The following is a 23,755-nucleotide window of genomic DNA, read 5'->3' as shown; positions in this document are numbered from 1 at the left end:
ACAGCGAAGGCGGGAGAGGGTGCCTCTCTCGCTGAATAACTGCCGGTGCTGGGAGTCTTGTTATCTGAACACTGCCATTATCGAGCCTGATTAAAGCGGAGAGGTTGTTGAGCTGCACTATTCCGCTTTAATTGATGTCGTCCGGGGGCACGGTGACAACATAAAAACCAAGGGAGCAATGATAATGACCCACAGTTTCAGTGTTTAACCCGTTAAATTAAATTTTTGTAAGACGCTTACACAGCGGCGTTTTCGCCTCTATCAATCATTAACTGATAGCGAATAACCAGATGATAATGAAAACTAAATTGATACCTTTACTGGTATCCGCAACTTTTCTCTCCGGGTGCACCATTGAACCAGGTTCGCACCTTACGACCAGCGGAAAAGATGTCATTGAGCAACAGGATAGCAACTTTGACATCGATAAATACGTAAACGTCTTCCCGATGACTCCTCGTCTGGTTGAACAGATGCGTCCTAAGCCACTGGTTGCACAGGCTAACCCACAGCTGCAGAACGAGATTCAGAGCTACGAATACCGCATCGGCGTGGGCGACGTGCTGAATGTCACCGTCTGGGATCACCCGGAGCTGACGACCCCGGCCGGCCAGTACCGCAGCGCCAGCGACACCGGTAACTGGGTACAGGCTGACGGCACGATTTTCTATCCGTACATCGGCAAGGTACGCGTTGCGGGTCGCACCGTAACGGAAGTGCGTGCTGAGATTGCGCGCCGTCTGGCGCAGTACATTGAAAGCCCGCAGGTAGATGTTAACCTGGCGGCTTTCCGCTCGCAGAAAGCCTATATCACCGGTTCAGTGACCACTTCCGGCCAGCAGCCTATCACCAACGTGCCGCTGACCGTGCTGGATGCGGTTAACGCCGCGGGTGGCCTGGCTGCTGATGCTGACTGGCGCAATGTCGTGCTGACCCACAACGGCCGCGAGCAGCGTATCTCGCTGCAGGCGCTGATGCAAAATGGCGACCTCAGCCAGAACCATCTGCTCTATCCGGGCGACATTCTTTACGTTCCGCGTAATGACGACCTGAAAGTCTTTGTGATGGGTGAAGTGCGTCAGCAGGCCACGCTGAAGATGGATCGCAGCGGCATGACGCTGGCAGAAGCGCTGGGCAACGCGCAGGGTATGGATCAGACCACCTCTGATGCAACCGGCGTGTTCGTTATCCGTCCGATTCGCGGCGCGAACCGCACCAAAATCGCCAACATCTATCAGTTGAATACCAAGGATGCGGCGTCGATGGTGATGGGTACGGAGTTCCAGCTGGAACCGTATGACATCGTCTACGTCACCGCGACACCGATTACCCGCTGGAACCGCGTTATCTCCGGACTGCTGCCGACCATCGTAGGTATCGACGATGCGAGCTCGTCAGCGCTGCGCTTCCGCAACTGGTCGAACTAAGGTTTTACCATGATTAAGTCAGTGTTAGTGGTCTGTGTGGGTAACATCTGCCGTTCGCCAACCGCCGAGCGGCTGCTGAAGCGTGCACTGCCGCAAACGCGCGTGGCCTCGGCGGGCCTGGGTGCCCTGGAAGGGTACCCGGCCGATAAGATGGCCAGTGAGGTTGCCGCTGAACATGGCCTCTCGCTCGACGGACATCAGGCGCAGCAGTTAACGGCAGAGATGTGCCGTGACTTCGACCTGATTCTGGTGATGGAGAAGCGTCACATTGAGCAGGTCAACCGCATCGATCCCGCCGCGCGCGGAAAAACGATGCTGCTGGGGCACTGGCTTAATCAACAGGAAATTGCGGACCCGTACCGAAAGAGCCGTGAGGCATTCGACGCTGTGTACGGGTTACTGGACAACGCAACCCAGAAATGGGTCAACGTATTAAGCCGATAGTTGGGATTATCCATGAATATTAAAAACAAGGTCATGACCGCGCCAAAAGAAGATTCGAATGGATGGGATCTGGCGCATCTTGTGGGACAGCTGGTTGATCACCGCTGGATCATTGTTGCCGTTACCGCTTTCTTTATGCTGGTGGCAACGCTCTACACACTGTTTGCGACGCCAATCTATAGCGCAGACGCCATGGTTCAGGTTGAGCAGAAGAACACCGCTTCGGTGCTGAATGACCTGACCGACGTTCTGCCAGCCATGCCGGCATCCGATACCGAGATTCAGATCCTTGAATCGCGTATGGTTATCGGCAAAACCGTTCAGGACCTGGGCCTGGACAGCGTGGTGCAGCAGCACTACTTCCCGGTTATCGGTAAGGGCCTGTCGCGTCTGATGGGTAACAAGCCAGGCCAGATCGCTATCTCACGCCTGGAAATCCCGCGCAGCATCGATAAGCGTACCGTTGAGCTGGAAGTAACCGGTGCAGATACCTATACCGTGAGCAGCGACGGCGACGAGCTGTTCAAGGGCCGCGTGGGTCAGCTGGAGCAGCATGGCGAAGTCACTATGCTGGTCAGCGGTATTCAGGCGGATGAAGGCACGACCTTCAGCGTCACGAAACTGACCGATCTGCAGGCGATCAAAACCGTCCTGGGCGCGCTGACCGTGGCCGATAAAGGCAAAAGCACCGGCGTACTGGGTCTTGAGTATCGTGATGAAGATCCGGAGCAGGCGAGTCGTGTCCTGAACCAGATCGTCAACAACTACCTGCTGCAGAACGTTGAGCGTAAATCTGAACAGGCGGAAAAGAGCCTGCAGTTCCTGCGCAATCAGCTGCCTCAGGTACGTGCCAAGCTGGATGATGCGGAAGATAAGCTGAACACCTTCCGTCGTCAGAACGCGTCAGTGGATATGTCGCTGGAAGCGAAATCCGCGCTGGATACCTCTGTCAGCGTGCAGAGCCAGCTGAACGAGCTGACCTTCCGTGAAGCGGAAGTATCGCAGCTGTTCACCAAAGATCACCCGACCTACCGCGCGCTGCTGGATAAACGCAAAACGCTGGAAGCGGAGCAGGCTCAGCTGAACAAGCGCATCTCCTCTATGCCGCAGACGCAGCAGGAGATCCTGCGACTGACGCGTGACGTACAGTCCGGTCAGGAGATCTACATGCAGCTGCTGAACCGTCAGCAGGAGCTGGGGATCAGCAAGGCGAGCACCGTAGGTGATGTGCGTATCATCGATAACGCTGAAACAGCCGGTAGCCCGGTTGCACCGAAGAAAACGCTGATTGTACTGGCTGGCCTGATTCTGGGTCTGGTGCTCTCGGTTGGTCTGGTGCTGCTGAAAGCGCTGTTCCATCACGGTATCGACAATCCTGAGCAGCTGGAAGAGCTGGGCATGAACGTCTACGCCAGCGTCCCGCTTTCTGAGTGGCAGCGCAAGAAAGATACCGAAGCTCTGGCGCGTCGTGGTCACAAAGAGAAGAGCGATCCGCACAATACCCTGCTGGCGCTGGGTAACCCGACTGACCTCTCTATCGAAGCGATTCGCAGCCTGCGTACCAGCCTGCACTTTGCGATGATGGAAGCGAAGAACAACATCCTGATGATCACCGGTGCCAGCCCGGGCATTGGTAAAACCTTTGTCTGTGCCAACCTGGCAACTCTGGTCGCCAAAGCGGGTCAGCGCGTACTGTTTATCGATGGTGATATGCGTCGCGGCTATACCCATGAGCTGCTGGGTGCGGATAACAAGCAGGGCCTCTCTAACGTCCTTTCCGGTAAGACTGAGTTCTCCCCGGCGATGATTCAGCGCGGCGTCTACGGCTTTGATTTCCTGCCACGCGGTCAGGTGCCACCTAACCCGTCTGAGCTGCTGATGCATCGTCGCATGGGTGAGCTGCTGGAGTGGGCGAGCAAGAACTATGACCTGGTGCTGATCGATACCCCACCAATTCTGGCGGTTACCGATGCATCCATCATCGGTAAGCTGGCTGGAACGTCGCTGATGGTTGCACGCTTTGAGACCAATACCACCAAAGAACTGGATGTCAGCTACAAGCGCTTTGCGCAGAACGGCATCGAGATCAAGGGCGTGATCCTCAACGCCGTGGTACGCAAAGCGTCAAACGCCTACGGTTATGGCTACGACTACTACAACTACGAGTACGGCAAAGAAGCCAAAAGCTAAATAACACCTTCACGGGGCGGTTTATCCGCCCCGTTTTTATGGTGAAGAATAGCGGCTTACCGCAGGGCAGGGGCTTTTCCGGCTCACCCCCTTTTTGGTGCATTTTGCACCGCAAAAAAGACACACAGCACAATCTTTGGTATTTCCGTAATGGTACGCGGCAGTGTCAGAAGAAAGAGTAATAACGGTATGATTTTTCGGAATAAAACCGATTTCTTTCTATGGCCTGCTCGCGCTACCGTTGGATCTGGAACAGCTGTTTAAGAGGTGCTGGCAATGCAGGACATTCGCTTCTCAATCGTTATTCCGGCGTATAACGCCTCGGAATCGATTATCACCACGCTCGACTGCGTTAAAGCGCAAAGCTATCGTAATTTTGAAGTCATCATTGTGGATGACAAATCAGCTGATGCCGCCGAGCTGGCGCAGGTGGTGCGGGGTGAACGCTATCAGGAGCTGACAATTAAGCTGGAGCTTTCTGAGGTCAAACTCAACGGCGCCGGCGCCCGTAACAAAGGTATTGAACTGGCTGAAGGCGACTTTATCAGCTTCCTCGATGCGGATGACGAATGGCACCCGAACAAACTCGCAGAGGTACGCGACACCATTGCGCGTCTGGAAGCGCAGGGGCGGTCACGCTACGTCATTTTCAGCCAGGTCAATATCCACCAGGATAGCCACTTTCTGAAAGTGATGCCGATGCAGGCACCGGGCAAAAATGAGACCGTCGCTGAATATCTGTTTGGCTGCTACGGCTTTATTCAGACCAGTACCATCGTGCTGAAGCGCGAGGATGCGCTGAAAATTCAGTTTGATACGCGCTACATCCGCCATCAGGATTACGATTTCTGTATCCGCGCCGATCGCATGGGCTATGAGTTTGTGATGATTGCCAAACCGCTGGCGACCTATCACCTGGTGACCAAATTTGGCTCTAAGCATAAAGGGGAGTCGGTAAAATACTCCTACTTCTGGCTGGATAGCATGAAGCCGCATCTGACCACGCGAGACGTCCACACTTATAAGGCATTCAAACTGCCGCTGCGCTACAAGATGGACGGTAAATCGCTGCAGGCGAGCCTGAGCTTTGCCCGCTACTTTTTCCTGACCAACCGCGACAACCGCGCCTACTTTATGAATCGCCTGAAAGATAAGGTGAAATCGCGGTTTGGCGGCAGAAAAGCGGTCTCCTGACACACATTCACTTGCTCCCTGCGCGGGAGCAATTTTTTTGGTTCCTGACACTCCGGGCAATAAAATGACAAATCATGTTGGCACCATCGGTATTGTGATGCCGATGTATAATGCACGTAAAACGGTACTGCGCGCGGTAGAGTCGATTGTTAAACAGACCTACAGCGACTGGCATCTCTATCTGGTTAACGACACCTCCACGGATGACTCTCTGGCTCTGGTGCGTGAGCACTGCCAGGATCCGCGCATTACTATCCTCAGCAATGAGGTTAATCAGGGCGCTGCAGAGACGCGCAACGTCGGACTGCGTGCTGCCAGCGAAGAGATCATCGCGTTTCTCGACAGCGATGATGAGTGGCACGCTGAGAAACTGGCTGAGCAGGCTGCGGCCATTGCCGCCGGTGATGACTTCGTTATCACCCACTACCACTATAAAACGCAGAGCGCCGAACACGATATCACCTGGGGCAAACCCTACCTGCAGCAGGATAATTTCGTGAAGAAGCAGTATCGCGTCTGCTTTTCATCCGTCTGCTTCCGTCGTCCGCCGCAGGGGATCTTTTTCCAGCGTAAAGGGCATGAAGACTTTCTTTTCCTGTACGAGCTCTTCTCTCGTTACAAACAGGCGCGGGTGATCCGCAAAACGCTGGTGAACTATTACGAGCTGGGTGATTCGCTGTCGCGCAACAAAAACAAGGCGGCGAAATGGCACCTTGAATTATTAAGAATTATCTACAAAAACAACCCATTAAAAGTCTATTACTATTACACCTGGTATATGGTGAATGGCGTCCTTTTCGCCCTGAAGCATCGCTGAAATCCGCATGTTTGCGTGCAGTGATGCAGCCAGTAGGGGTTTTACGTTCACTATTTTTGAGGTGGAAAGCGTTAAATGAAAAAAGTCGTTTTGGTGATCAAAGATGCCTACTCCTATGCGGGCACCGAGAACATCTGTAACTTCATGTCAGAGTGCCTGGGTGAAGAGCACGCCGTTACTGTTTATTCCCTTGAGGGCCATGGCGAAACCTTTTACCCCTTTAAACACGTAAAAGAGATCGTCAGTTTTGAAGGCCACAGCAACCCGATCAAAAGTGCCGTAGCACGTATCCATCAGGAAGGTTTCGACAGCGTTTTTCTCATCAGTATGGGCCGTCTGAGCGTCATGTTTGCGTTCTGGAACCTGATGATGCTGAAGAAAAAAACCTTTAAAGCCTACGCCTGTGAGCATATCGCTATCAACTCCTTCAGTAAGCCGATCAAGCTCATGAAGTGGCTGCTGCTGCGCTACTACGATCGCGTGATTGTTCTGACAGATAAAGATCAGCAGGTCTTCAGCCGCTGGCATATCCGCAGCCAGCAGATCCCCAATCCGGTGGTGTACAAAGGCTTTGAGCGGCGTCAGCGCAGCCGCCAGGCGCTGGCGGTCGGGCGGCTTGATCACCAGAAAGGGTTCGATCTGCTGCTGGATATCTGGGCAGATTTCAGCAAAAAGCATCCGGAGTGGACGCTGGCGATTGCCGGTGATGGCGAGCTGCGCCAGCAGCTGCATGAGCAGGCGGCCGCGCTTGGCATTACCAACAGCGTGAACTTTGTCGGTAAGGTCAGCAATATCAATGACTACTATCGCGACAGCGATATGGCGCTGATGACGTCACGCTATGAAGGGCTGCCGCTGGTGCTGCTGGAGGCGAAATCCTGGTCCCTGCCGGTGGTAGCCTATGACTGTCCGACCGGCCCGCAGGAGATCATCAATCACGGCAAAGATGGTTTCCTGGTGCCGATGAACGATAAAGCCACTTTTCTGGCGCGGATGGAACAGCTTGCCAGCGATGACGCTCTGTTCTTTGCCCTGAGCGATAACACAAAAGAGACCGCACTCAAGTTTGACGGTAATCAGATCAAACAGAGCTGGCTGGCGCTGGTATAAGCGTCACGCCTTTTTATGCCTGCCGGGACACACTGACTTTGACCACGGGATTATCAGCATGAAAAGAAGAGAAGTGTTGCAGGCAGCCGCCTCCTCCATTGTCACCGCGCTTTCCGTAAGCGCGTTTTCCAGCTATGCGGCGAAAAGCGGCCAGCCCGCGCTTAAGCCGATCGACCCGGCCAGCGTGCCGCAGGGCGATGTGCCCATCCTCACGCCGGAAAATGTTTACACCATGCCGCCGCAGTTCTGGCAGAACTTTGAAGGCAGGCTGTGGATCGGTAAAGCGGGCAGTGACGCCAGCCAGAAAGGCAATCAGATACCGGTATATCTGCGCGACGCCAGCGGTAAAGTCGCGCAAATCACTCAGCCCATCGCGCTGAACAAAGGCAATTTTGCGCAGTTTATCCATGATAACGCTGCGCTGATCGCCAATCCGGCCCACTCCATGGCGGTGGAAGATAGCGAAGGCAACACGCTCTTCTCCATCACCGATGTCTCACGCCCCGGCCAGAATAATTTCAGCCAGCGCCTGGCCCAGCCAAATGGCTACCAGCTGATTGGCGAGATCCCCTCCGTTGAGGAGCTGCGTAAAACCCGCCCGCTGTTTGCCGGTGCCAAGATCAAACTCAAGAGCTGGCATGAAGGGCTGGAAGTGGGTGGCGGCGAGTTTGTCGGGACGTATGGCGACGCGCGCGATGATGATGGCGTTATCTTCAGCGGCAGCGGTTTTTACTGGCGGCGCGTGGTAGAGGATTTTAACCGCCTGACGCTGTTTGAATTCGGCGCTATTGCCGACGGCAAAACGGATGCGGCGCCGGCTATCAAAGCGATGTATCAGTGGTCGCTCGATAACAGTCAGCCAATCTGCGTGCAGTTTCCGGCCGGGAAGTTCTTTGTCACCGGCTGTGATTTCGGCGAGGAGGAGCAGCGCTTTTTCCGCATCTCCGGGGCGATGGTTAACTTTGGCTATTTTCCGGCGACTACGCTGGTCTCTGATGGCCGCTCCGACTTTGTGTTCAAAGTCAAAGCGCGCTGGACTGAGATCTCCAACCTCAACTTCAACGGCCAGAATGACAAGCGGCCCAACCGGCAGGGACTGTTCAGCAACACCTGTCCGGGCGGCCAGTTCTTTCGCGGCGCCTGCCTGCGCTTTAACCGCGTGGGAGGCACCTCAATCAGCCTGCTCGATACGCTCGACTGCAAAATTGACCAATGGTATGCCGACACCTGTACCGGCGATGTTATCAAAGCGGGCTGGTCAGGTCAGAAAGCGGGCGCCTGGGATCACAGCACGGCGATAGAGCTCTCTAACTTTAACGCCCAGCGCTGTACCGGCGGGATGGTGCTGAACCTGCCGCGCTGCAGTCAGTCGATTATTCATAACGGCTGGATTGAGCACAGCGAGCATCCCGGCGATATCTCTAACGGACAGTGGATCGTCGACGCGCTGAGCCTGGAAGATTGTAAAAACCCGCTTAATGCGCGCAACTCACGCCTCAATATGCGCCAGACGAATCTGCAGTCAGGCAGCTGGATCGACAACTCGCTGCAGGGTGAGCGCTGGCTGAGCATCTGGGAGATGGGCTCCACCCGCGTGGAGTCTTATGGCGTCGCCATCGACGGCAGCCTTAAATATAACTACATCACCTCGCGCTTCCGCCTGAGCAATAACACCAACCAGGCGACGTGGTTTGAGCTGGGCAATTTCTACTCGCCGGACGTGGGCGACAGCTGGGAGATTGAGCTGTTTGGCCAGTCGCAGTTCAGCACGGGCACTGATAATGCGCCGATGATGGAGGTGACCGGCGGCAAGCAGACCGGCGGACGGGCGGTAATCCATCTGCAGCGCAAAACGCAGAAAGCGGAGGCGAGCTGGTCAGCCGAAGGCAGCTCCCCGGTGCTGGAGGTACGGCTGGTGGCGCGTTCCGATACCGATACCAAAGTCTGGGTCAGGCTGGCAGGCTGGACGCCGGCCACCGTGGTGCTGATAAAAAGCACCGCCAAAGATCGCTTTATGACCGGACGCTGCGCGCGCGTTGACGCCACGATGGTCAAAGGCACGCCAGGCAACGGCAGCCAGCAGGCGCCGCAGCGCTTTAGTCTGCATAACGGTAAAGCGGGCATCGGCGGTAATGAGCAGGGCGATCTGCTGATGGCGTCACGCGAGCTGAAACCGGAGCAGGTCGATACGCGTCAGCCAAAAGGGTTTGTGTCGGTAGTGATCAACGGCGAGCAGGTTGCGATGCCTTATTTTGCCCTGAAAGGGTAAATAAACGCTGCAGGGGGCGCATTTATGCGCCCCTGGATGCGGGATCGGCTGACCCAGGGCGGCATCAATGCCGCCCCTACGGACTGATATAGGGGCGCATTTATGCGCCCCTGGATGCGGGATCGGCTGACCCAGGGCGGCATCAATGCCGCCCCTATGGGCTGATGTAGGGGGCGCATTCATGCGCCCCTGGATGCGGAATCGGCTGACCCAGGGCGGCATGCATGCCGCCCCTGCGGGCTGATGTAGGCCGCGCATTTATGCGCCCCTGAAATCGCGTAAGAAGCTTTAGGTTAGATAACAGGCAGTTGGCATTACTTTTCGGGCGTTGTCCCATTGCAGTTTTTTTTGCCAGAGTTCACTTTGCTGCTCAGGACAGAAGCGGCGGCTTGTAAGAATTACAAAAAATACATCTGGAGTTTGTATGAGGATTTTATTGGCGGGTAATCACACCTGCGGGAATGGCGGTGATGGCGCAATTTTGCACGGGATGACTGACTCACTGCAGGCTGCGCACGCAGAGTGGGATAGTGATGTTGATCCGGCCGGCTGTTATCAGCAGCAGAAAACGCCCTGGAGCCTGATGGCTCGCGTAAAGCGTAAGAGCGTGCTGGCTGACGACGGCAATGTAAAACTGAACGTAAATACCGCGGTCGCGCAGGCGCGTGAAACAGGCAACCGCATCACCGAAGAACTTCTGACTGTACTGGGGTAAGTGATGAAGTTAACCTTTTTCACCATGCGTTTTCCGGTTGCCTCTGAGACCTTTGTCCTCAACCAGGTAACTCACTTTATCGATGCCGGCTATGACGTTGAAATCATCTCGGTGTTTCCGGGTGATATGATCAACCGCCACGCCGCGTTCGACGACTATAACCTGGCGGCAAAAACACACTATCTGCTGCCGGAAGAGAAGGTATCGAACCTCGACAAGCTCACGCAGCGTATCGGCCTGATGCTGCCGAAAATCGCCAAACCGGCGCTGATCAAATCGCTTAACGTGGGCCGCTACGGTGCACAGGCGAAAAAGCTGCTGCTGCCGGCGATTGTCGCTAACGCGAAACAGACCTTCACCGCCGATGTTTTTCTGGTGCATTTCGGCTACGCCGGCGCGCTGGCTAACAAGCTGCGCGAACTGGGCGTGCTGAAAGGCAAACAGGCGACCGTATTCCACGGCGCTGATATCTCACGTCGCCATATTCTGGAAGAGCACAAGCAGGATTACGTCAATCTGTTTAAGCAGAGCGAGCTGATGCTGCCTATCAGTCATCTGTGGGAGAACAAGCTGATTGAGATGGGCTGTCCGCGCGAAAAAGTGCACGTGACGCGGATGGGCATCGAACCGGAGAAATTCAACTTCCGGCCGCGCGAAGCGTTTCATCAGCCGCTGCGCATCGTCTCTGTGGCGCGCCTGACCGAGAAAAAAGGGCTGGACGTTGCCGTCAAAGCCAGTGAAATTCTGCGCGACAAAGGCGGCCAGTTTGAATTCACCATTATCGGCAATGGCGAGCAGGAAGGGATGATGCGCGAACATATCGCCCGTGCCGGTCTGAAAGAGATGGTCAGCATGCCGGGCTTTAAGCCGCAGGAGGAGATCCGCCAGGCGCTCAACGACGCTGACATTTTTCTCCTGCCCTCAAAAACGGCCGCAGACGGTGATATGGAAGGGATCCCTGTGGCGCTGATGGAGGCCATGGCGGTAGGACTGCCGGTGGTATCCACCTACCACAGCGGCATCCCGGAGCTGATCCAGAACAACATCAGCGGCTGGCTGGTCTCTGAGAACGATGCTGATGAGCTGGCTGCCACGCTGCTGCGTTTGTCGCGCGGGGATATAGATGTGGCACCGGTAGTCGCTGCCGCGCGTCATAAAGTGGAAACAGAGTTTAACCAGCACATTGCCTACGGGGAACTGGCGAAAATTCTGGAGCAGATGGTGTAAGCAGAATGAACGCCCGGGCAGGCTATCGGCAGGGTCATGTGTGTGACAATGCCGGGTACCTGCGCGCTGGCTCAGAATCCAACCGGCAGGGGCGCGCTTCACGACGCCCCTGTTTTTTGTCTGACAATCCTATGCACGTCGTATCATTCTGAAAAAGGCCGGTCTCAACCCCATGCCCGAATGTTATTTACGTCACGCTTTTCACCGCCTTTAGCGCTTGAATTTGCCCGAAAAATTACCGCTGCGCATCGCCTCAAATAACTAATTTTTGATGTTGTGACAGAGAGTTAGTGTCGCCTTTTCAGATAAAGATTATACTTGCCCGAGCGGCCATTCCTGCATAATCGATGCATGTCTACACTTCATAAAATGGAACAAATATGACCAAGCTTAAAGCAGTAATCCCGGTTGCGGGCCTCGGTATGCATATGCTCCCTGCGACTAAAGCCATTCCAAAAGAGATGCTGCCTATCGTCGACAAACCAATGATCCAGTATATCGTTGACGAGTGCGTGGCGGCAGGCATCAAGGAGATTGTGCTGGTCACCCATGCTTCCAAAAATGCGGTGGAAAACCACTTCGATACAACCTACGAGCTGGAAGCCCTGCTGGAAGCGCGCGTTAAGCGTCAGCTGCTGAGCGAAGTGCAGTCTATCTGCCCGCCAGGCGTTACCATCATGAACGTTCGTCAGGCCGATCCGCTGGGTCTGGGTCACTCCGTACTCTGCGCGCGTCCGATGATTGGCGACAACCCGTTTGTAGTTGTGCTGCCAGACGTACTGCTGGATGACTCTACCGCCGATCACCTGCGCTATAACCTGGCCGCCATGGTCGCGCGTTTTGAAGAGACCGGCCGCAGCCAGGTTCTGGCAAAACATATGCCGAATGAAGATCTCTCTGAGTATGGCGTGCTGACCACCGAGCAGCCTATCGACAACCCGGGCGATATCAGTACGATCACCAGCATCGTTGAAAAGCCGGAGCATGCCGCTGAGCTGAACTCTGACCTGACGGCAGTGGGTCGCTATGTTCTGTCTGCAGATATCTGGGCTGAGCTTGAGAAAACCGAGCCAGGCGCATGGGGCCGTATTCAGCTGACTGACGCCATCGCCTCGCTGAGCAAAACCAAACCGGTTGATGCGCAGCTGCTGACCGGTACCAGTTTCGACTGCGGCCGTAAACTCGGCTACATGCAGGCGTTTGTCTCCTATGGCCTGCGCAGCAACGCACAGGGCCGCGACTTCCGCGAAGCGATTCATAAGATTCTGGACAAGTAAGCATTCCCATACCGCGCAGCCTGCGCGGTTTCCAAGGAGTAGACATGGCTATTTTGGTAACGGGCGGGGCAGGGTATATCGGATCCCATACGGTACTGGCGCTGCTGGAGCGCGGTGACGACGTGGTGGTTCTGGATAACCTCTGCAATGCATCACGCGAAGCGATTAACCGCGTTGAAAAACTGGCGGGTAAAAAAGCGGTATTCGTTGAAGGTGATATCCGCGACCGCGCCTGCCTGCGCGATCTGTTTGCCAGTCACAGCATCTCTGCTGTGATCCACTTCGCTGCGCTGAAAGCCGTTGGGGAATCCACGCGTAAACCGCTGGAATACTACGAAAACAACGTAGCTGGCACCGTGGTCCTGCTTGAAGAGATGCGTGACGCGGGCGTCTGGAACTTTATCTTCAGTTCATCAGCCACCGTATATGGTGCTGACGCCCCGGTTCCGTATGTGGAAACCACGCCGATTGGTGGCACCACCAGTCCTTATGGCACCTCCAAGCTGATGACCGAACTCGTGATGCGCGATTTCGCCAAAGCGGAACCCAAATTCAAAGCCATCGCGCTGCGCTACTTTAATCCGGTAGGCGCGCATGAGTCTGGCGAGATTGGCGAAGACCCGACCGGTATCCCGAACAACCTGCTGCCGTACATTGCGCAGGTGGCGATTGGCCGTCTCGACAAGCTTGGCGTATTCGGTAACGACTATGAGACGCCAGACGGTACCGCACAGCGCGACTATATTCATGTTGTCGATCTGGCAGAAGGGCACCTGAAAGCGCTGGATCACCTTAGCAAGGTTGAGGGCTATAAAGCCTACAACCTCGGCGGTGGCGTCGGCTTCTCCGTGCTGGAGATGATCAAAGCGTTCGAAGCAGCTTCCGGCAAAGCGATCCCGTTTGAGTTCAAACCGCGCCGTGACGGCGACCTGCCCGCCTTCTGGGCAGATGCAACGCTGGCGAACAAGGAACTCGACTGGCGCGTCACACGCGGCATCGACGCGATGATGCGCGATACGTGGAACTGGCAGTCGAAGAATCCGAATGGTTATAATTAAATCAAACTAATAAATAAACCCTTCAAACGCTGTAACACTCATACAGTAGTTTGAGGGGTTTTTTTATATCGCACAGCTTAATTGTTTAAAATTGAAGCAATGTCTGATTAAATTTGGTTGTTTATTGAAAGCTTAGCAATTATCCTTGCTAGTAATAATTTGCATTATGGATGCTTAACAAATTGAATGATCTGAGCTTTTGGCAGCTAAGCTAAGGGCGGTAGCATTGCATTTTCTTAAAAATCCTTTAAATCATAGGTAAAACACAATTTTTCTTTGGGTTTTAATACCGGTCAACAGGCTTTATTTTCATTTGTCTTAAGGAGATTCGGGTTGAAGAAAGTTATAACATTCGGAACTTTTGATGTTTTTCATGTAGGACATATCAATATTCTGGAAAGAGCCGCTAAGCAAGGGGACTATCTGATTGTAGGAGTTAGTTCTGATGAGTTGAATTTCAGCAAGAAAGGGCGTTACCCTATATATAACGAAAATGACAGATGTAAAATAATCAGCTCTTTAAAGTATGTAGATGAAGTGTTCATAGAAGAATCTTTGGAAAAAAAGAAAGAATATATAATCAATTATGATGCTAATATTTTGGTCATGGGTGATGATTGGGCTGGACGATTTGATTGGGTAAATGATGTATGTGACGTAATCTATCTGCCAAGAACACCTTCAATATCCACCACAGAAATCATTGAAGTTGTGAAGTCGAGTAAAAGATGATAATAAAAAAAGCAATTGTCAAATTTTTGAAAGCTTTGTTTTGTGCGATTAATTCGGTCATACCTAAAAAAAGCAATTTAATTCTGTTCAAAAGTAGACCTGATTTTAGTGGCAATGCTAGAGCATTTTATGAGTTTATAATAATAAATCATCCAGAGTTTGACCCTGTCTGGGTAATTGAAAATCAAAGCACACGTCCTGATCTTAAAACGGTCAAGCCAAAATCAGTTAAATGGTTTTTTTGTTTTATACGTTCGAGATATATCGTTACAACACATAACGAAATGATTGGTGTCAAAGGCAATAATCAGGTTTATATTAGCTTATGGCACGGCATGCCACTGAAAAAGATATGCTATCTGGGGGATTACGACTATAAAGGAATGGAAGATTACTCAGCCTACCGAATAGCTTCTTCAGAGATAATGCGCTCAATCATTTCGGCAAGCTTTAGAGAAAAAGCAAACAATGTATATATCACTGGACAACCCAGGAACGATTATCTCTTCGAAGGAGATAAAGCAAATAGCTTATTATCAGGAAGGCAGGAAAATAAAAAAATTATACTTTACATGCCTACCTTTAGAGAGAATCAAGAAGCTGAAAGGTATTCGGACGGTAAAAAAATTGAAAAAGATAATTTTTTCAGAGTAACAGATTTCTCTTTGAATGATTTAAATTGTTTTTTAAAGGAAAATAATTACCACCTTGTTATTAAGCTACATCCATACGAAGAAAAATCACTGATTGATATAAATCTCGGCGAGAATATAACGCTTATAACAACTGCCACTCTAAGAGAACATGACGTTGATGTTAATCATTTAATGGCAAAGGCGGATATTTTAATAAGCGATTATTCTTCCGCTTATTTTGATTTTATGATATTAAATAGACCGATTTGTTTTTTAATTCCTGATTTAAATTCTTATTCTGAAAGCAGGAGTGGATTTACATTAGAGCCAGTAGAATCCTGGATGCCTGGAGCTAAAATTCATACGCAAAAAGAACTTCTTATAGAACTCGAAGAATTGGCGCAAGGGAATGATAAATTTTCAGGTAAGAGGAACGAAATATCAGAAATGATAAATAAACATAAGGATAATAAAAATAGTGAGCGAGTGTTCAGGCAATTTATTAGATAAAGAAAATGAAATACATCTGTTTTTAGGTGATGTTTCAGCAAAAGGTGGAATAGAACGCGTAACAATATCTCTGGCAAACGCATTGAGCTCATTGTATCGTGTAAAAATAATTTCTTTATATAAAGAAAATTTAGACGTAAGCTTTAATATCAATAGAGAAGTTGAGTTGATAATCCTAAGTGATGGGTTAGAAAAAAGCATGTACAACAGGAAAATGGGCCTGTTGAAAGGTGCATTTTTTGATGTTTACTACATAATAAAAAAATCCCGTAAGTTAAGAAATATAATCAACCCTGAAACAGCTGTGGCAATTAGTTGTGATGTAAAAATGACGGCACTCATTAAAAAGTCAGGGTATGAAAAAATTATAGCAATTGAGCACTTTGAGTATGATGTAATAAATAATCTTTTAAAGAAGGCAAGAATAAAGCTTTATAAAAAAATAAGTGCTGTTGTATCCCTTACCCTGGAAGATGAAATTAAATATAAATGGCTTCCGAAAGATAAACATTTCGTAATTAATAATATGGTTGAAGATCCTGTTATTATTTTACCTCCTGATGCCCGACAAAATGTTGTTTTAGCAGTTGGCAGATTAACTCATCAAAAAGGATTTGATTTATTATTGCGTGCCTGGGAAAAGATTGACAGCTCTGATTGGCAATTGTTAATAGTGGGGGATGGGGAAGAAAGAATCAATCTTCTCAATTTCATTAAAGAGAAATCGTTAAAAAACGCAAACATAATACCGTTCGAAAAGAATATTGCAGACTATTATAACAAAGCAAAAGTTTTTGTATTGAGTTCGCGTTATGAAGGACTTGGTATGGTTTTGGTCGAAGCGTTATCATTTGGTCTGGCATGTATTAGTTTTGATTGCCCAGCCGGGCCTAAATCAATTCTTAATAAAAATAATGGAGTTTTAGTAAAAGCTAATGATGTCTCAGCTCTTGCTATAGAGTTAGAAAAAATGATTTCTAATCCAGACAAAATCGAACAATTAAATAAAATAGCTCCTGAGAGCATTGATGATTTTCGAGCTAATACTGTGCTGAAGCAATGGAAGCATTTGATAGATTGGGTGATAAATGAAGAGATTTGACATTGTTTTTATAACAAACCTACCTGCTTTTTATAAAGTAAATCTTTTCAATGGCTTATCTAAATATCTTAATATAAAAGTTATATTTGTATCTAATAAATCAAGCATTAGAAATAACGATTTCTTTAATTTTGATATGAATTTTGAGCATGTATTTTTATCTGATGGAAATTATGAGTCCAGAAATAAATTTTTATGCTCCTTTAGGCTTGCTAAAGAGCTAGCCAGTATCAAATATGGAAGGTTAATTTACCCAGGCTGGGAAATAAAAGAGTTTTTCTTTAACTCATTATTGACAAATAAAAATAAAAATGCTGTCGCTATAGAAAGCAGTGTCATAGAGAGTGACTTTACTGGATTAAAAGGTAAAGTAAAATCTCTTTATATAAAAAGAATGTCATCAGCATATCCAGCAGGCTTCTTACAAAATGAGATCTTGAAGAATGTTAGTTTTAAAGGTGATGTACACATAACTCATGGTGTAGGGATTATCAATCATAAATTAAAAGCTAATAAAAATGAAATAACAGCGAATTGTGAAGCATTAAGATATATATATATTGGAAGGTTATCTCACGAAAAAAACTTAAAATTATTAATTGAGGTTTTCAACCAAACAGGAATCCCTTTAAAAGTTGTTGGCGAAGGTCCGCAATCTAACGAATTAAAACAGCTAGCGGAAAAAAATATAGAATTTACGGGCTATATAAAAAATGAAGCGCTTAGCGATTTACTACTTGAATCTGATGTTTTCATTCTGCCATCGATTGTAGAACCTTGGGGGCTTGTAGTAGAAGAGGCGCTTGCTGCAGGATTACCTGTAATAGTCAGTGATAAGGTTGGTTGCAATAAGGACATTGTTAAAAGCAATAATGGAATTGTCTTTAACAGTGATAGCGCGGCTGACTTGAAACGTGCAATCAATGATATGAGCAATTTATATCTATANAAAAAAGAATTGCAGAGTATGGATATCAATGAAAATAGCAAGATTCAAATCGACTCCTATACAAAGTCACTAAGTAAATAATTATGAAAAGTAAAATGATTCGCGACTTTAGAAACTATTTTCTAGGAGACGTATTCGTTAAGGGTTTTTTGTTTATTTCGCTGCCTCTCTTATCGCGAATAATGGATCCGCAACAATATGGAAAGCTATCCATTATAAATACCGCAATAATGATAATGTATGTATTTGTGAGTTTGAATCTTCAAAACGCAGTTACTAACAGATATATGCTAAAATCCGAAGGATTCAATAACTATCTAAAATCCATCTTTTCATTTTTAATACCATTCCAGGTGTTTTTAATTTGTATTTCACCAATCATAGCAAAATATATGGCTGTGATTTTGGGCATTAGTGAAAGTGATTTTTTATGGGTTATGCTAATTTGCGTGTTATTAAGTTATATATATATATATACCAGTTATCTTCAGGCATCCCGTCAAAGTGGAGTCTATGTAAAAATAAATGTTTTATCTAAAATAAGCGAGATTGTATTAATATTCGCTTTCGCATATTTTATGACCAGCGAACAGTATCTTTCAAAAATATATGCTCAGCTAATCATCAGTACGTTTATGATTTTTTTCTTGTTCAAGAAGCTAAAATCTATTTCCAATGGTTCATTTAATTCAAGTGAGTTAAAAGACGCATTGTATTTTTCTGTGCCGCTAATTATACACGTTCTTTCTAACTCGCTTTTATCACAAGCCGACAGAATTATCATAAACAATATGGTAGGTCCAGGAGAGGCTGGTATTTACTCATTTGCCTATAATATCGCTATGGGAATGGTGGTTTTGATTATGGCATGGAACTCTTCATGGCAACCAAGATTATTTAAACATATTGAGATGGATTCAGGGATAAAAATCACTGATACGACTAAAGCCAGTGCTTATCTTATTCTTGCTATAGGTATTATTGGTATCTTTTTTTCAAAAGAAGTCATTCTCTTAGTTGCAGATAAAAACTACTATTCAAGCATTGAAATATTACCTATTATAATAATTGCCAATGCTTTTACGCATCTTTACTTGTGTTATGCCAACTTTGTCTTTTATAAAAAGAAAGCTTTTTTTATATCGTTTGCTACCATGTTGGCTATGGCGATAAATGTAGGCCTTAATATATTATTAATACCTAAATACGGAATAATTGGTTCTGCCTGGGCTACGGCGTTTGCTTACGTGATGTTAACGATATTTCACTATCTTTCATCAACCTTCCTTACAAAAAATAACAGTATTAGTTTTATTTATATTGTCATATATTTGTTTGTCCTTATGGCTGCTTATTATTTTTCTGAATTTGTAAACAATAGCTTTACTTTATGGATTGCAATTACAATAAAAACAATTTTGTCTGGTTTAATAACAGCGTTTCTCCTCAAAGTTAATTTGCATAAAAAGCTGAGCGATTAGAATGACATCTTATTTTATTTTTATTATTGCTATGGCATCTTTTGCTTTGCTTGATGTAGTATCAATCAGCCATAAAAATAAACTATTGTTAATAGCTTCTTTTTTTATTTTCACTTTTATTGGTCTTAGATATGAAGTTGGTGTTGACTGGTTATTTTATCAGGAGAGTTATGAAGGGCTGGAGAAAAAACTTACAATTGAGCCCGGGTATCTTTTTCTAACTTCGCTCAGCTCGTTTATATTCAATTTCTGGTTTTTTTCAGCATGTGTTACCGGCATACTAATCTTAGCGTTAAACCGCTTTTTTTATAGTTACTCTCCCTATCCAGTTTTTTCACTATGTGGTTATTTTATTATCTCTTTCGGCTTTAACGTCGAGGCATTGAGACAGATAATTGCCGTTGCCTTGTTTTTTATTGCACTTAAATTTTTTATTGAAGGGCGAAAATTAAATTACTATATTTTGTGTTTGGTGGGATCCTCCTTACATATCTCATTATTGCCTTTTATATTTATGCCATTAATATTTAGAGCTAATGCTTTTAACACTATAAAAGTATTCGCTTTTTGTGGGTTTGCTCTTGCTATTGCAAAAGTTTTCCCTGTAGTTGAAATGATGAAATTTTTGAGTAGCGCCTTTAGTAATCCTTATTTAGCTAAAATAGTTTGGTATGCTACAAACGCTAGCGAAGAAACAGCTATAACTTTTAATTATTTATTTAAATTATTGCTATTTACTTTGTATTGCTTAAATAGGCGTAAAATAAAAGAAAGTTTAGCCAAAGATCGCATTCTTACATCGATGATTAATATTGTTGAAATACTATTTGCAGTTATGTTGCTAATAGACGTATATTTTATGCCGTTTTCAACTATAACCTCCAGATATGATGAGTATTTTATTCCAGCAATGTTAATATCATTTGCATATGTAATCAGAGTGAAATATTTCATATTTAATAGAATTGTTTTTTCTTTTGCTTTTATAGTTGCAATATTTTTGAGTTGGCTCAAGTTTTCAGATAACGAATACTTTACCAAGCAATACTTACCATACTCTAATTCATTGCTTCAAATGATTGATGCGCAGACAGATGATGCTGAACGAGCAAAGTCTGTCTATGAACATTGGAAAAAAAGCGATAAATGATATTGATCAATGCAAGTAATCTTTATGTAGGTGGTGGAATGCAGGTAGGCATTTCTGTGATTGAAGAACTCGCTAAAATTGAAGATGAGTTCATAGCTGCAGTATCACCACCTGTTTTCGAGCAATTAAGCCACAATGCCAGAAAAAAATGCTTTGTTATAAGTAAAAGTCCTTCCGGATTATTTAACTTTGCAGCGCGCAGACAGCTTGATAAATTGGTGGCAGATTATAAAATATTGCGTGTATTTACTGTATTTGGACCCAGTTATTGGAGCCCTAAAGTAGGTAACCNAAAAAAATGCTTTGTTATAAGTAAAAGTCCTTCCGGATTATTTAACTTTGCAGCGCGCAGACAGCTTGATAAATTGGTGGCAGATTATAAAATATTGCGTGTATTTACTGTATTTGGACCCAGTTATTGGAGCCCTAAAGTAGGTAACCATACGGTTGGTTTTGCCCTCCCATGGCTTATATATGATACGAAGCTGGTTTTCAGAAAGCTATCATTTTTGCAGAAAGCTAAAAAATTGCTTTTGCTGCAGCTTCAGCCTTATTTTTACAAAAAAAATGCACATAAAATTATTGTAGAAACTGATGATGCTAAAATTTTATTGAGCAAGAAGGTTGGGTTTGCAGAAGATAATATATTTGTTGTTCCTAATACAATAAGTTCTTATTTTAACCGTAAGAGAGATTACTTATTATCTAAAGAGTTTGACTTAAAAAAAGCGCCGGGTGATATATGGCTTTTAACTATATCCCATAATTACCCTCATAAGAATTTAGAAATCATTCATCAACTAATAAAAATACTGCCAGAAAATTATAAGTTTGTTTTAACTTTAGATGATTCATTTTTAAAAAATGTTGATAAGAAGTTTTGGCACAGATTTATTCTGCTTGGGAAAATTACAAATTCACAATGTCCTGAAGTCTATTCGCATGCAGATGGAATGTTCCTTCCTACTTTACTTGAATGCTTTAGCGCTTCATATCCCGAAGCAGGATTCATGAAAGTACCAATCTTTACTTCAGATCTTAGTTTCGCGAAAACAATATGCGGAGATGGTGCTTTTTATTTTGATCCTATGGATTGCATAAATATTGCATCAGTGATAACCAGTGCATACAAAAATCCTGACAAGATAAAAGAAAAAATTGAAATTATGTATAACATTCAATCCCGGCTGCCCACCGCAGTTGATCGGGCAGTGGCTTATAGAAATATTCTTTTTAAGAAAACTCATTAAGTAAAGTAAATATGTTTAATTAAGGGTACAGCTTATGTTCAACTCTAAAACTCTTTTGATTACTGGTGGTACAGGCTCTTTCGGCAATGCAGTTCTCAAAAGATTTCTTGACACCGATATTGGTGAAATTCGCATTTTTAGTCGTGATGAAAAAAAGCAAGATGACATGCGCAAAAAATTCAACAGCGATAAGTTGAAATTTTATCTGGGAGATGTGCGTGACGAAAACAGCATTGCTGCTGCAATGCGTGGTGTGGACTATGTTTTTCATGCGGCAGCGCTAAAACAGGTGCCTTCCTGCGAGTTCCACCCGATGCAGGCTGTGCGCACTAACGTTCTCGGCACCGAAAACGTGCTGAACTGCGCAATCAATGCTGGCGTAAAACGTGTCGTTTGTCTGAGCACCGATAAAGCGGTGTATCCAATCAACGCTATGGGCATCAGTAAAGCGATGATGGAAAAAGTCATGGTAGCGGCCAGTCGTAATCTTGAAGGCACTGGCACCGTCATCTGTGGCACGCGCTACGGTAACGTAATGGCATCACGCGGTTCTGTTATCCCGCTATTTGTTCAGCAGGTACAGCAGGACAAAACCATTACTATCACTGAACCCAGCATGACGCGTTTTATGATGACCCTGGCGGATGCGGTTGATCTGGTGCTGTATGCATTTGAGCACGGTAACAATGGTGATATCTTCGTTCAGAAAGCGCCGGCGGCTACTGTTGAAACCCTGACCAAAGCCATCCTGAAAGTGATGAATAAGCCTGAGCACCAGGTCAGCGTCATCGGTTCCCGTCACGGTGAAAAGTTGTATGAATCTCTGCTCAGCAAAGAAGAACGTGCCTGTGCTGAAGATATGGGTGATTATTTCCGTATTCCGGCAGATACCCGCGATCTGAATTATGCGAAGTTTGTAGAAGAGGGTGAGAAAAAAATTACGGATGCTCTATGCGGTGAAGAATATAATTCCCATAATACAGTTCGTCTTGACGTTGAAGGGATGATTAAGCTCCTTATGAAACTCGAGTTTATGCATAAAATTGCAAATGGCGAGTATGCTGACGCGGAGGAGTAAGCCTTGAAAGTCCTGATAACGGGGTCTGATGGTTTTATAGCAAAAAACCTGGCTTTAAGCCTGCAACAACGTCAGAACATCCAGGTAATATCTTTCAATCGTGAAAGCAAAACTGAAGATCTTTCTGCTTTGATTGAAAAAGCGGATTTTATATTCCATCTGGCGGGAATCAATCGACCTCAGGACCCCGCTGAATTTACGCGTGGCAATGTTGATTTATCCTCTCTTGTCTGCGACGCGATTAAAAAATGTGTTAACGAAACCGGACGTTATATTCCGGTTGTATTTAGTTCTTCAATTCACGCGTCTGCCGACAATGAGTATGGCCGGACAAAATTAGCAGCAGAAAATGTTTTCGCTACTTTAGCCAGCGAAACGGGTAACCCGGTGTTTATCAGCCGGCTTCCGGGCGTCTTTGGTAAGTGGGCTAAACCGAACTATAATTCTGTGGTTGCAACGTTTTGCTACAATATAGCGCATGAACTTCCTGTCACCGTCAACGATCCGCAATATCTCCTCAGGCTCGTATACATAGACGATGTTGTGAAGGTGTTCACGGATTTACTGGAGCAGGAAATAAAACCTGGTAATAAGCAGCATTTTATCAAGGTTGTTCCTGAATATAATGTTGCGTTAGGTGAGATCGCCGAAAGCATCACCGGTTTTCGTGAGGGCCGTAATTCTCTGGAACTCGAGCGCGTCGGTACTGGTTTTTTGAGAGCGCTTTATTCGACCTACGTCAGCTATCTACCTGAGCAGGACTTCTCATATCCGGTAAAACAACATACCGATCCGCGTGGCAGCTTTGTCGAGTTATTCAAGAGTAAAGATTCCGGACAGGTTTCTTATTTTACCGCTCACCCTGGCATCACACGTGGCGGGCACTACCATCACACCAAAACTGAAAAATTTATGGTCATAAGTGGTACGGCTCGTTTTAGGTTTCGCCATATGTTAACTGATGAATATTATGAAACGGTTACCAGCGGTGATAAACCGGTGATGGTAGAGACAATTCCTGGATGGGCTCACGATGTGACTAATATCGGTGATGAAGAGCTTATAGCTATTGTCTGGGCTAATGAAGTCTTCGACCCTTCTCATCCGGATACTATTTTCTCTAAATTAGATAAGTAATTT

At 46.7% G+C, this 23,755-nt stretch carries 20 protein-coding genes; all 20 read left to right on the top strand.

The annotated features are described in order from the left end of the window. Nucleotides 1-296 precede the first annotated feature (296 nt). The 20 genes from F3I15_RS02760 to F3I15_RS02665 all read left to right on the top strand — a co-directional run bounded on the left by F3I15_RS02760 (nucleotide 297) and on the right by F3I15_RS02665 (nucleotide 23,752). Nucleotides 297-1,427 carry a polysaccharide export protein gene (locus F3I15_RS02760; protein ID WP_175540437.1) on the top strand — a complete coding sequence of 377 codons (1,131 nt, stop codon included), beginning with the start codon at nucleotides 297-299 and terminating at the stop codon, nucleotides 1,425-1,427. Between the two features lie 9 nt (nucleotides 1,428-1,436). Beyond that, complete coding sequence (locus tag F3I15_RS02755; RefSeq protein WP_039385385.1) at nucleotides 1,437-1,871, top strand: protein-tyrosine-phosphatase; 435 nt, start codon at nucleotides 1,437-1,439, stop codon at nucleotides 1,869-1,871. A 12-nt stretch (nucleotides 1,872-1,883) separates the two neighbouring features. Next, nucleotides 1,884-4,061: a tyrosine-protein kinase Wzc gene (gene wzc, locus F3I15_RS02750; RefSeq protein WP_039385383.1), complete on the top strand. Its 2,178-nt coding sequence runs from the start codon at nucleotides 1,884-1,886 to the stop codon at nucleotides 4,059-4,061. Between the two features lie 276 nt (nucleotides 4,062-4,337). Next, a complete protein-coding gene (locus F3I15_RS02745; RefSeq protein WP_150016462.1) occupies nucleotides 4,338-5,255 on the top strand; it encodes a glycosyltransferase family 2 protein in 918 nt (305 codons plus the stop codon). 64 nt (nucleotides 5,256-5,319) lie between these two features. Beyond that, nucleotides 5,320-6,072 carry a glycosyltransferase family 2 protein gene (locus tag F3I15_RS02740; protein ID WP_094111750.1) on the top strand — a complete coding sequence of 251 codons (753 nt, stop codon included), beginning with the start codon at nucleotides 5,320-5,322 and terminating at the stop codon, nucleotides 6,070-6,072. A 75-nt stretch (nucleotides 6,073-6,147) separates the two neighbouring features. After that, nucleotides 6,148-7,182, top strand: a complete 1,035-nt coding sequence (locus F3I15_RS02735; RefSeq protein WP_150016461.1) for a glycosyltransferase — start codon at nucleotides 6,148-6,150, stop codon at nucleotides 7,180-7,182. A gap of 58 nt (nucleotides 7,183-7,240) precedes the next feature. Further along, on the top strand, nucleotides 7,241-9,451 hold the full coding sequence (locus F3I15_RS02730; protein ID WP_150016460.1) for a phage tailspike protein: 2,211 nt from the start codon (nucleotides 7,241-7,243) through the stop codon (nucleotides 9,449-9,451). A 424-nt stretch (nucleotides 9,452-9,875) separates the two neighbouring features. Beyond that, complete coding sequence (locus F3I15_RS02725; protein WP_150016459.1) at nucleotides 9,876-10,166, top strand: hypothetical protein; 291 nt, start codon at nucleotides 9,876-9,878, stop codon at nucleotides 10,164-10,166. Nucleotides 10,167-10,169: 3 nt separating this feature from the next. After that, nucleotides 10,170-11,393 carry a glycosyltransferase gene (locus tag F3I15_RS02720; RefSeq protein ID WP_150016458.1) on the top strand — a complete coding sequence of 408 codons (1,224 nt, stop codon included), beginning with the start codon at nucleotides 10,170-10,172 and terminating at the stop codon, nucleotides 11,391-11,393. Nucleotides 11,394-11,773: 380 nt separating this feature from the next. Further along, nucleotides 11,774-12,670 carry a UTP--glucose-1-phosphate uridylyltransferase GalF gene (gene galF / locus F3I15_RS02715; protein ID WP_065648921.1) on the top strand — a complete coding sequence of 299 codons (897 nt, stop codon included), beginning with the start codon at nucleotides 11,774-11,776 and terminating at the stop codon, nucleotides 12,668-12,670. Nucleotides 12,671-12,714: 44 nt separating this feature from the next. Next, on the top strand, nucleotides 12,715-13,728 hold the full coding sequence (gene galE / locus F3I15_RS02710) for a UDP-glucose 4-epimerase GalE (RefSeq protein WP_150016457.1): 1,014 nt from the start codon (nucleotides 12,715-12,717) through the stop codon (nucleotides 13,726-13,728). A gap of 333 nt (nucleotides 13,729-14,061) precedes the next feature. Next, a complete protein-coding gene (locus tag F3I15_RS02705) occupies nucleotides 14,062-14,460 on the top strand; it encodes an adenylyltransferase/cytidyltransferase family protein (RefSeq protein ID WP_104085187.1) in 399 nt (132 codons plus the stop codon). Beyond that, nucleotides 14,457-15,605: a CDP-glycerol glycerophosphotransferase family protein gene (locus F3I15_RS02700; protein WP_150016456.1), complete on the top strand. Its 1,149-nt coding sequence runs from the start codon at nucleotides 14,457-14,459 to the stop codon at nucleotides 15,603-15,605. Before F3I15_RS02705 ends, F3I15_RS02700 begins: the two co-directional genes overlap by 4 nt. Further along, nucleotides 15,574-16,707: a glycosyltransferase family 4 protein gene (locus F3I15_RS02695; RefSeq protein WP_150016455.1), complete on the top strand. Its 1,134-nt coding sequence runs from the start codon at nucleotides 15,574-15,576 to the stop codon at nucleotides 16,705-16,707. The genes F3I15_RS02700 and F3I15_RS02695 overlap by 32 nt, the downstream gene beginning before the upstream one ends. After that, complete coding sequence (locus F3I15_RS02690; RefSeq protein WP_150016454.1) at nucleotides 16,694-17,737, top strand: glycosyltransferase; 1,044 nt, start codon at nucleotides 16,694-16,696, stop codon at nucleotides 17,735-17,737. Before F3I15_RS02695 ends, F3I15_RS02690 begins: the two co-directional genes overlap by 14 nt. 2 nt (nucleotides 17,738-17,739) lie before the next feature. Next, nucleotides 17,740-19,137, top strand: a complete 1,398-nt coding sequence (locus F3I15_RS02685; protein WP_150016453.1) for a lipopolysaccharide biosynthesis protein — start codon at nucleotides 17,740-17,742, stop codon at nucleotides 19,135-19,137. Between the two features lies 1 nt (nucleotide 19,138). Next, nucleotides 19,139-20,287 carry an EpsG family protein gene (locus F3I15_RS02680; RefSeq protein ID WP_150016452.1) on the top strand — a complete coding sequence of 383 codons (1,149 nt, stop codon included), beginning with the start codon at nucleotides 19,139-19,141 and terminating at the stop codon, nucleotides 20,285-20,287. After that, a complete protein-coding gene (locus tag F3I15_RS02675; RefSeq protein WP_150016451.1) occupies nucleotides 20,284-21,537 on the top strand; it encodes a glycosyltransferase in 1,254 nt (417 codons plus the stop codon). The genes F3I15_RS02680 and F3I15_RS02675 overlap by 4 nt, the downstream gene beginning before the upstream one ends. A 34-nt stretch (nucleotides 21,538-21,571) precedes the next feature. Further along, nucleotides 21,572-22,615, top strand: coding sequence for a polysaccharide biosynthesis protein (locus F3I15_RS02670; protein ID WP_065648930.1), 1,044 nt, complete (start codon nucleotides 21,572-21,574; stop codon nucleotides 22,613-22,615). 3 nt (nucleotides 22,616-22,618) lie between these two features. After that, nucleotides 22,619-23,752, top strand: coding sequence for an NAD-dependent epimerase/dehydratase family protein (locus F3I15_RS02665; RefSeq protein ID WP_150016450.1), 1,134 nt, complete (start codon nucleotides 22,619-22,621; stop codon nucleotides 23,750-23,752). Nucleotides 23,753-23,755 lie beyond the last annotated feature (3 nt).

The organism is Pantoea sp. M_9 (genome assembly GCF_008631385.1).
Taxonomy (GTDB): domain Bacteria; phylum Pseudomonadota; class Gammaproteobacteria; order Enterobacterales; family Enterobacteriaceae; genus Pantoea; species Pantoea eucrina.
The sequence above is the reverse complement of the archived record's forward strand: the minus strand, read 5'-3'. Positions and strand labels throughout refer to the sequence as shown.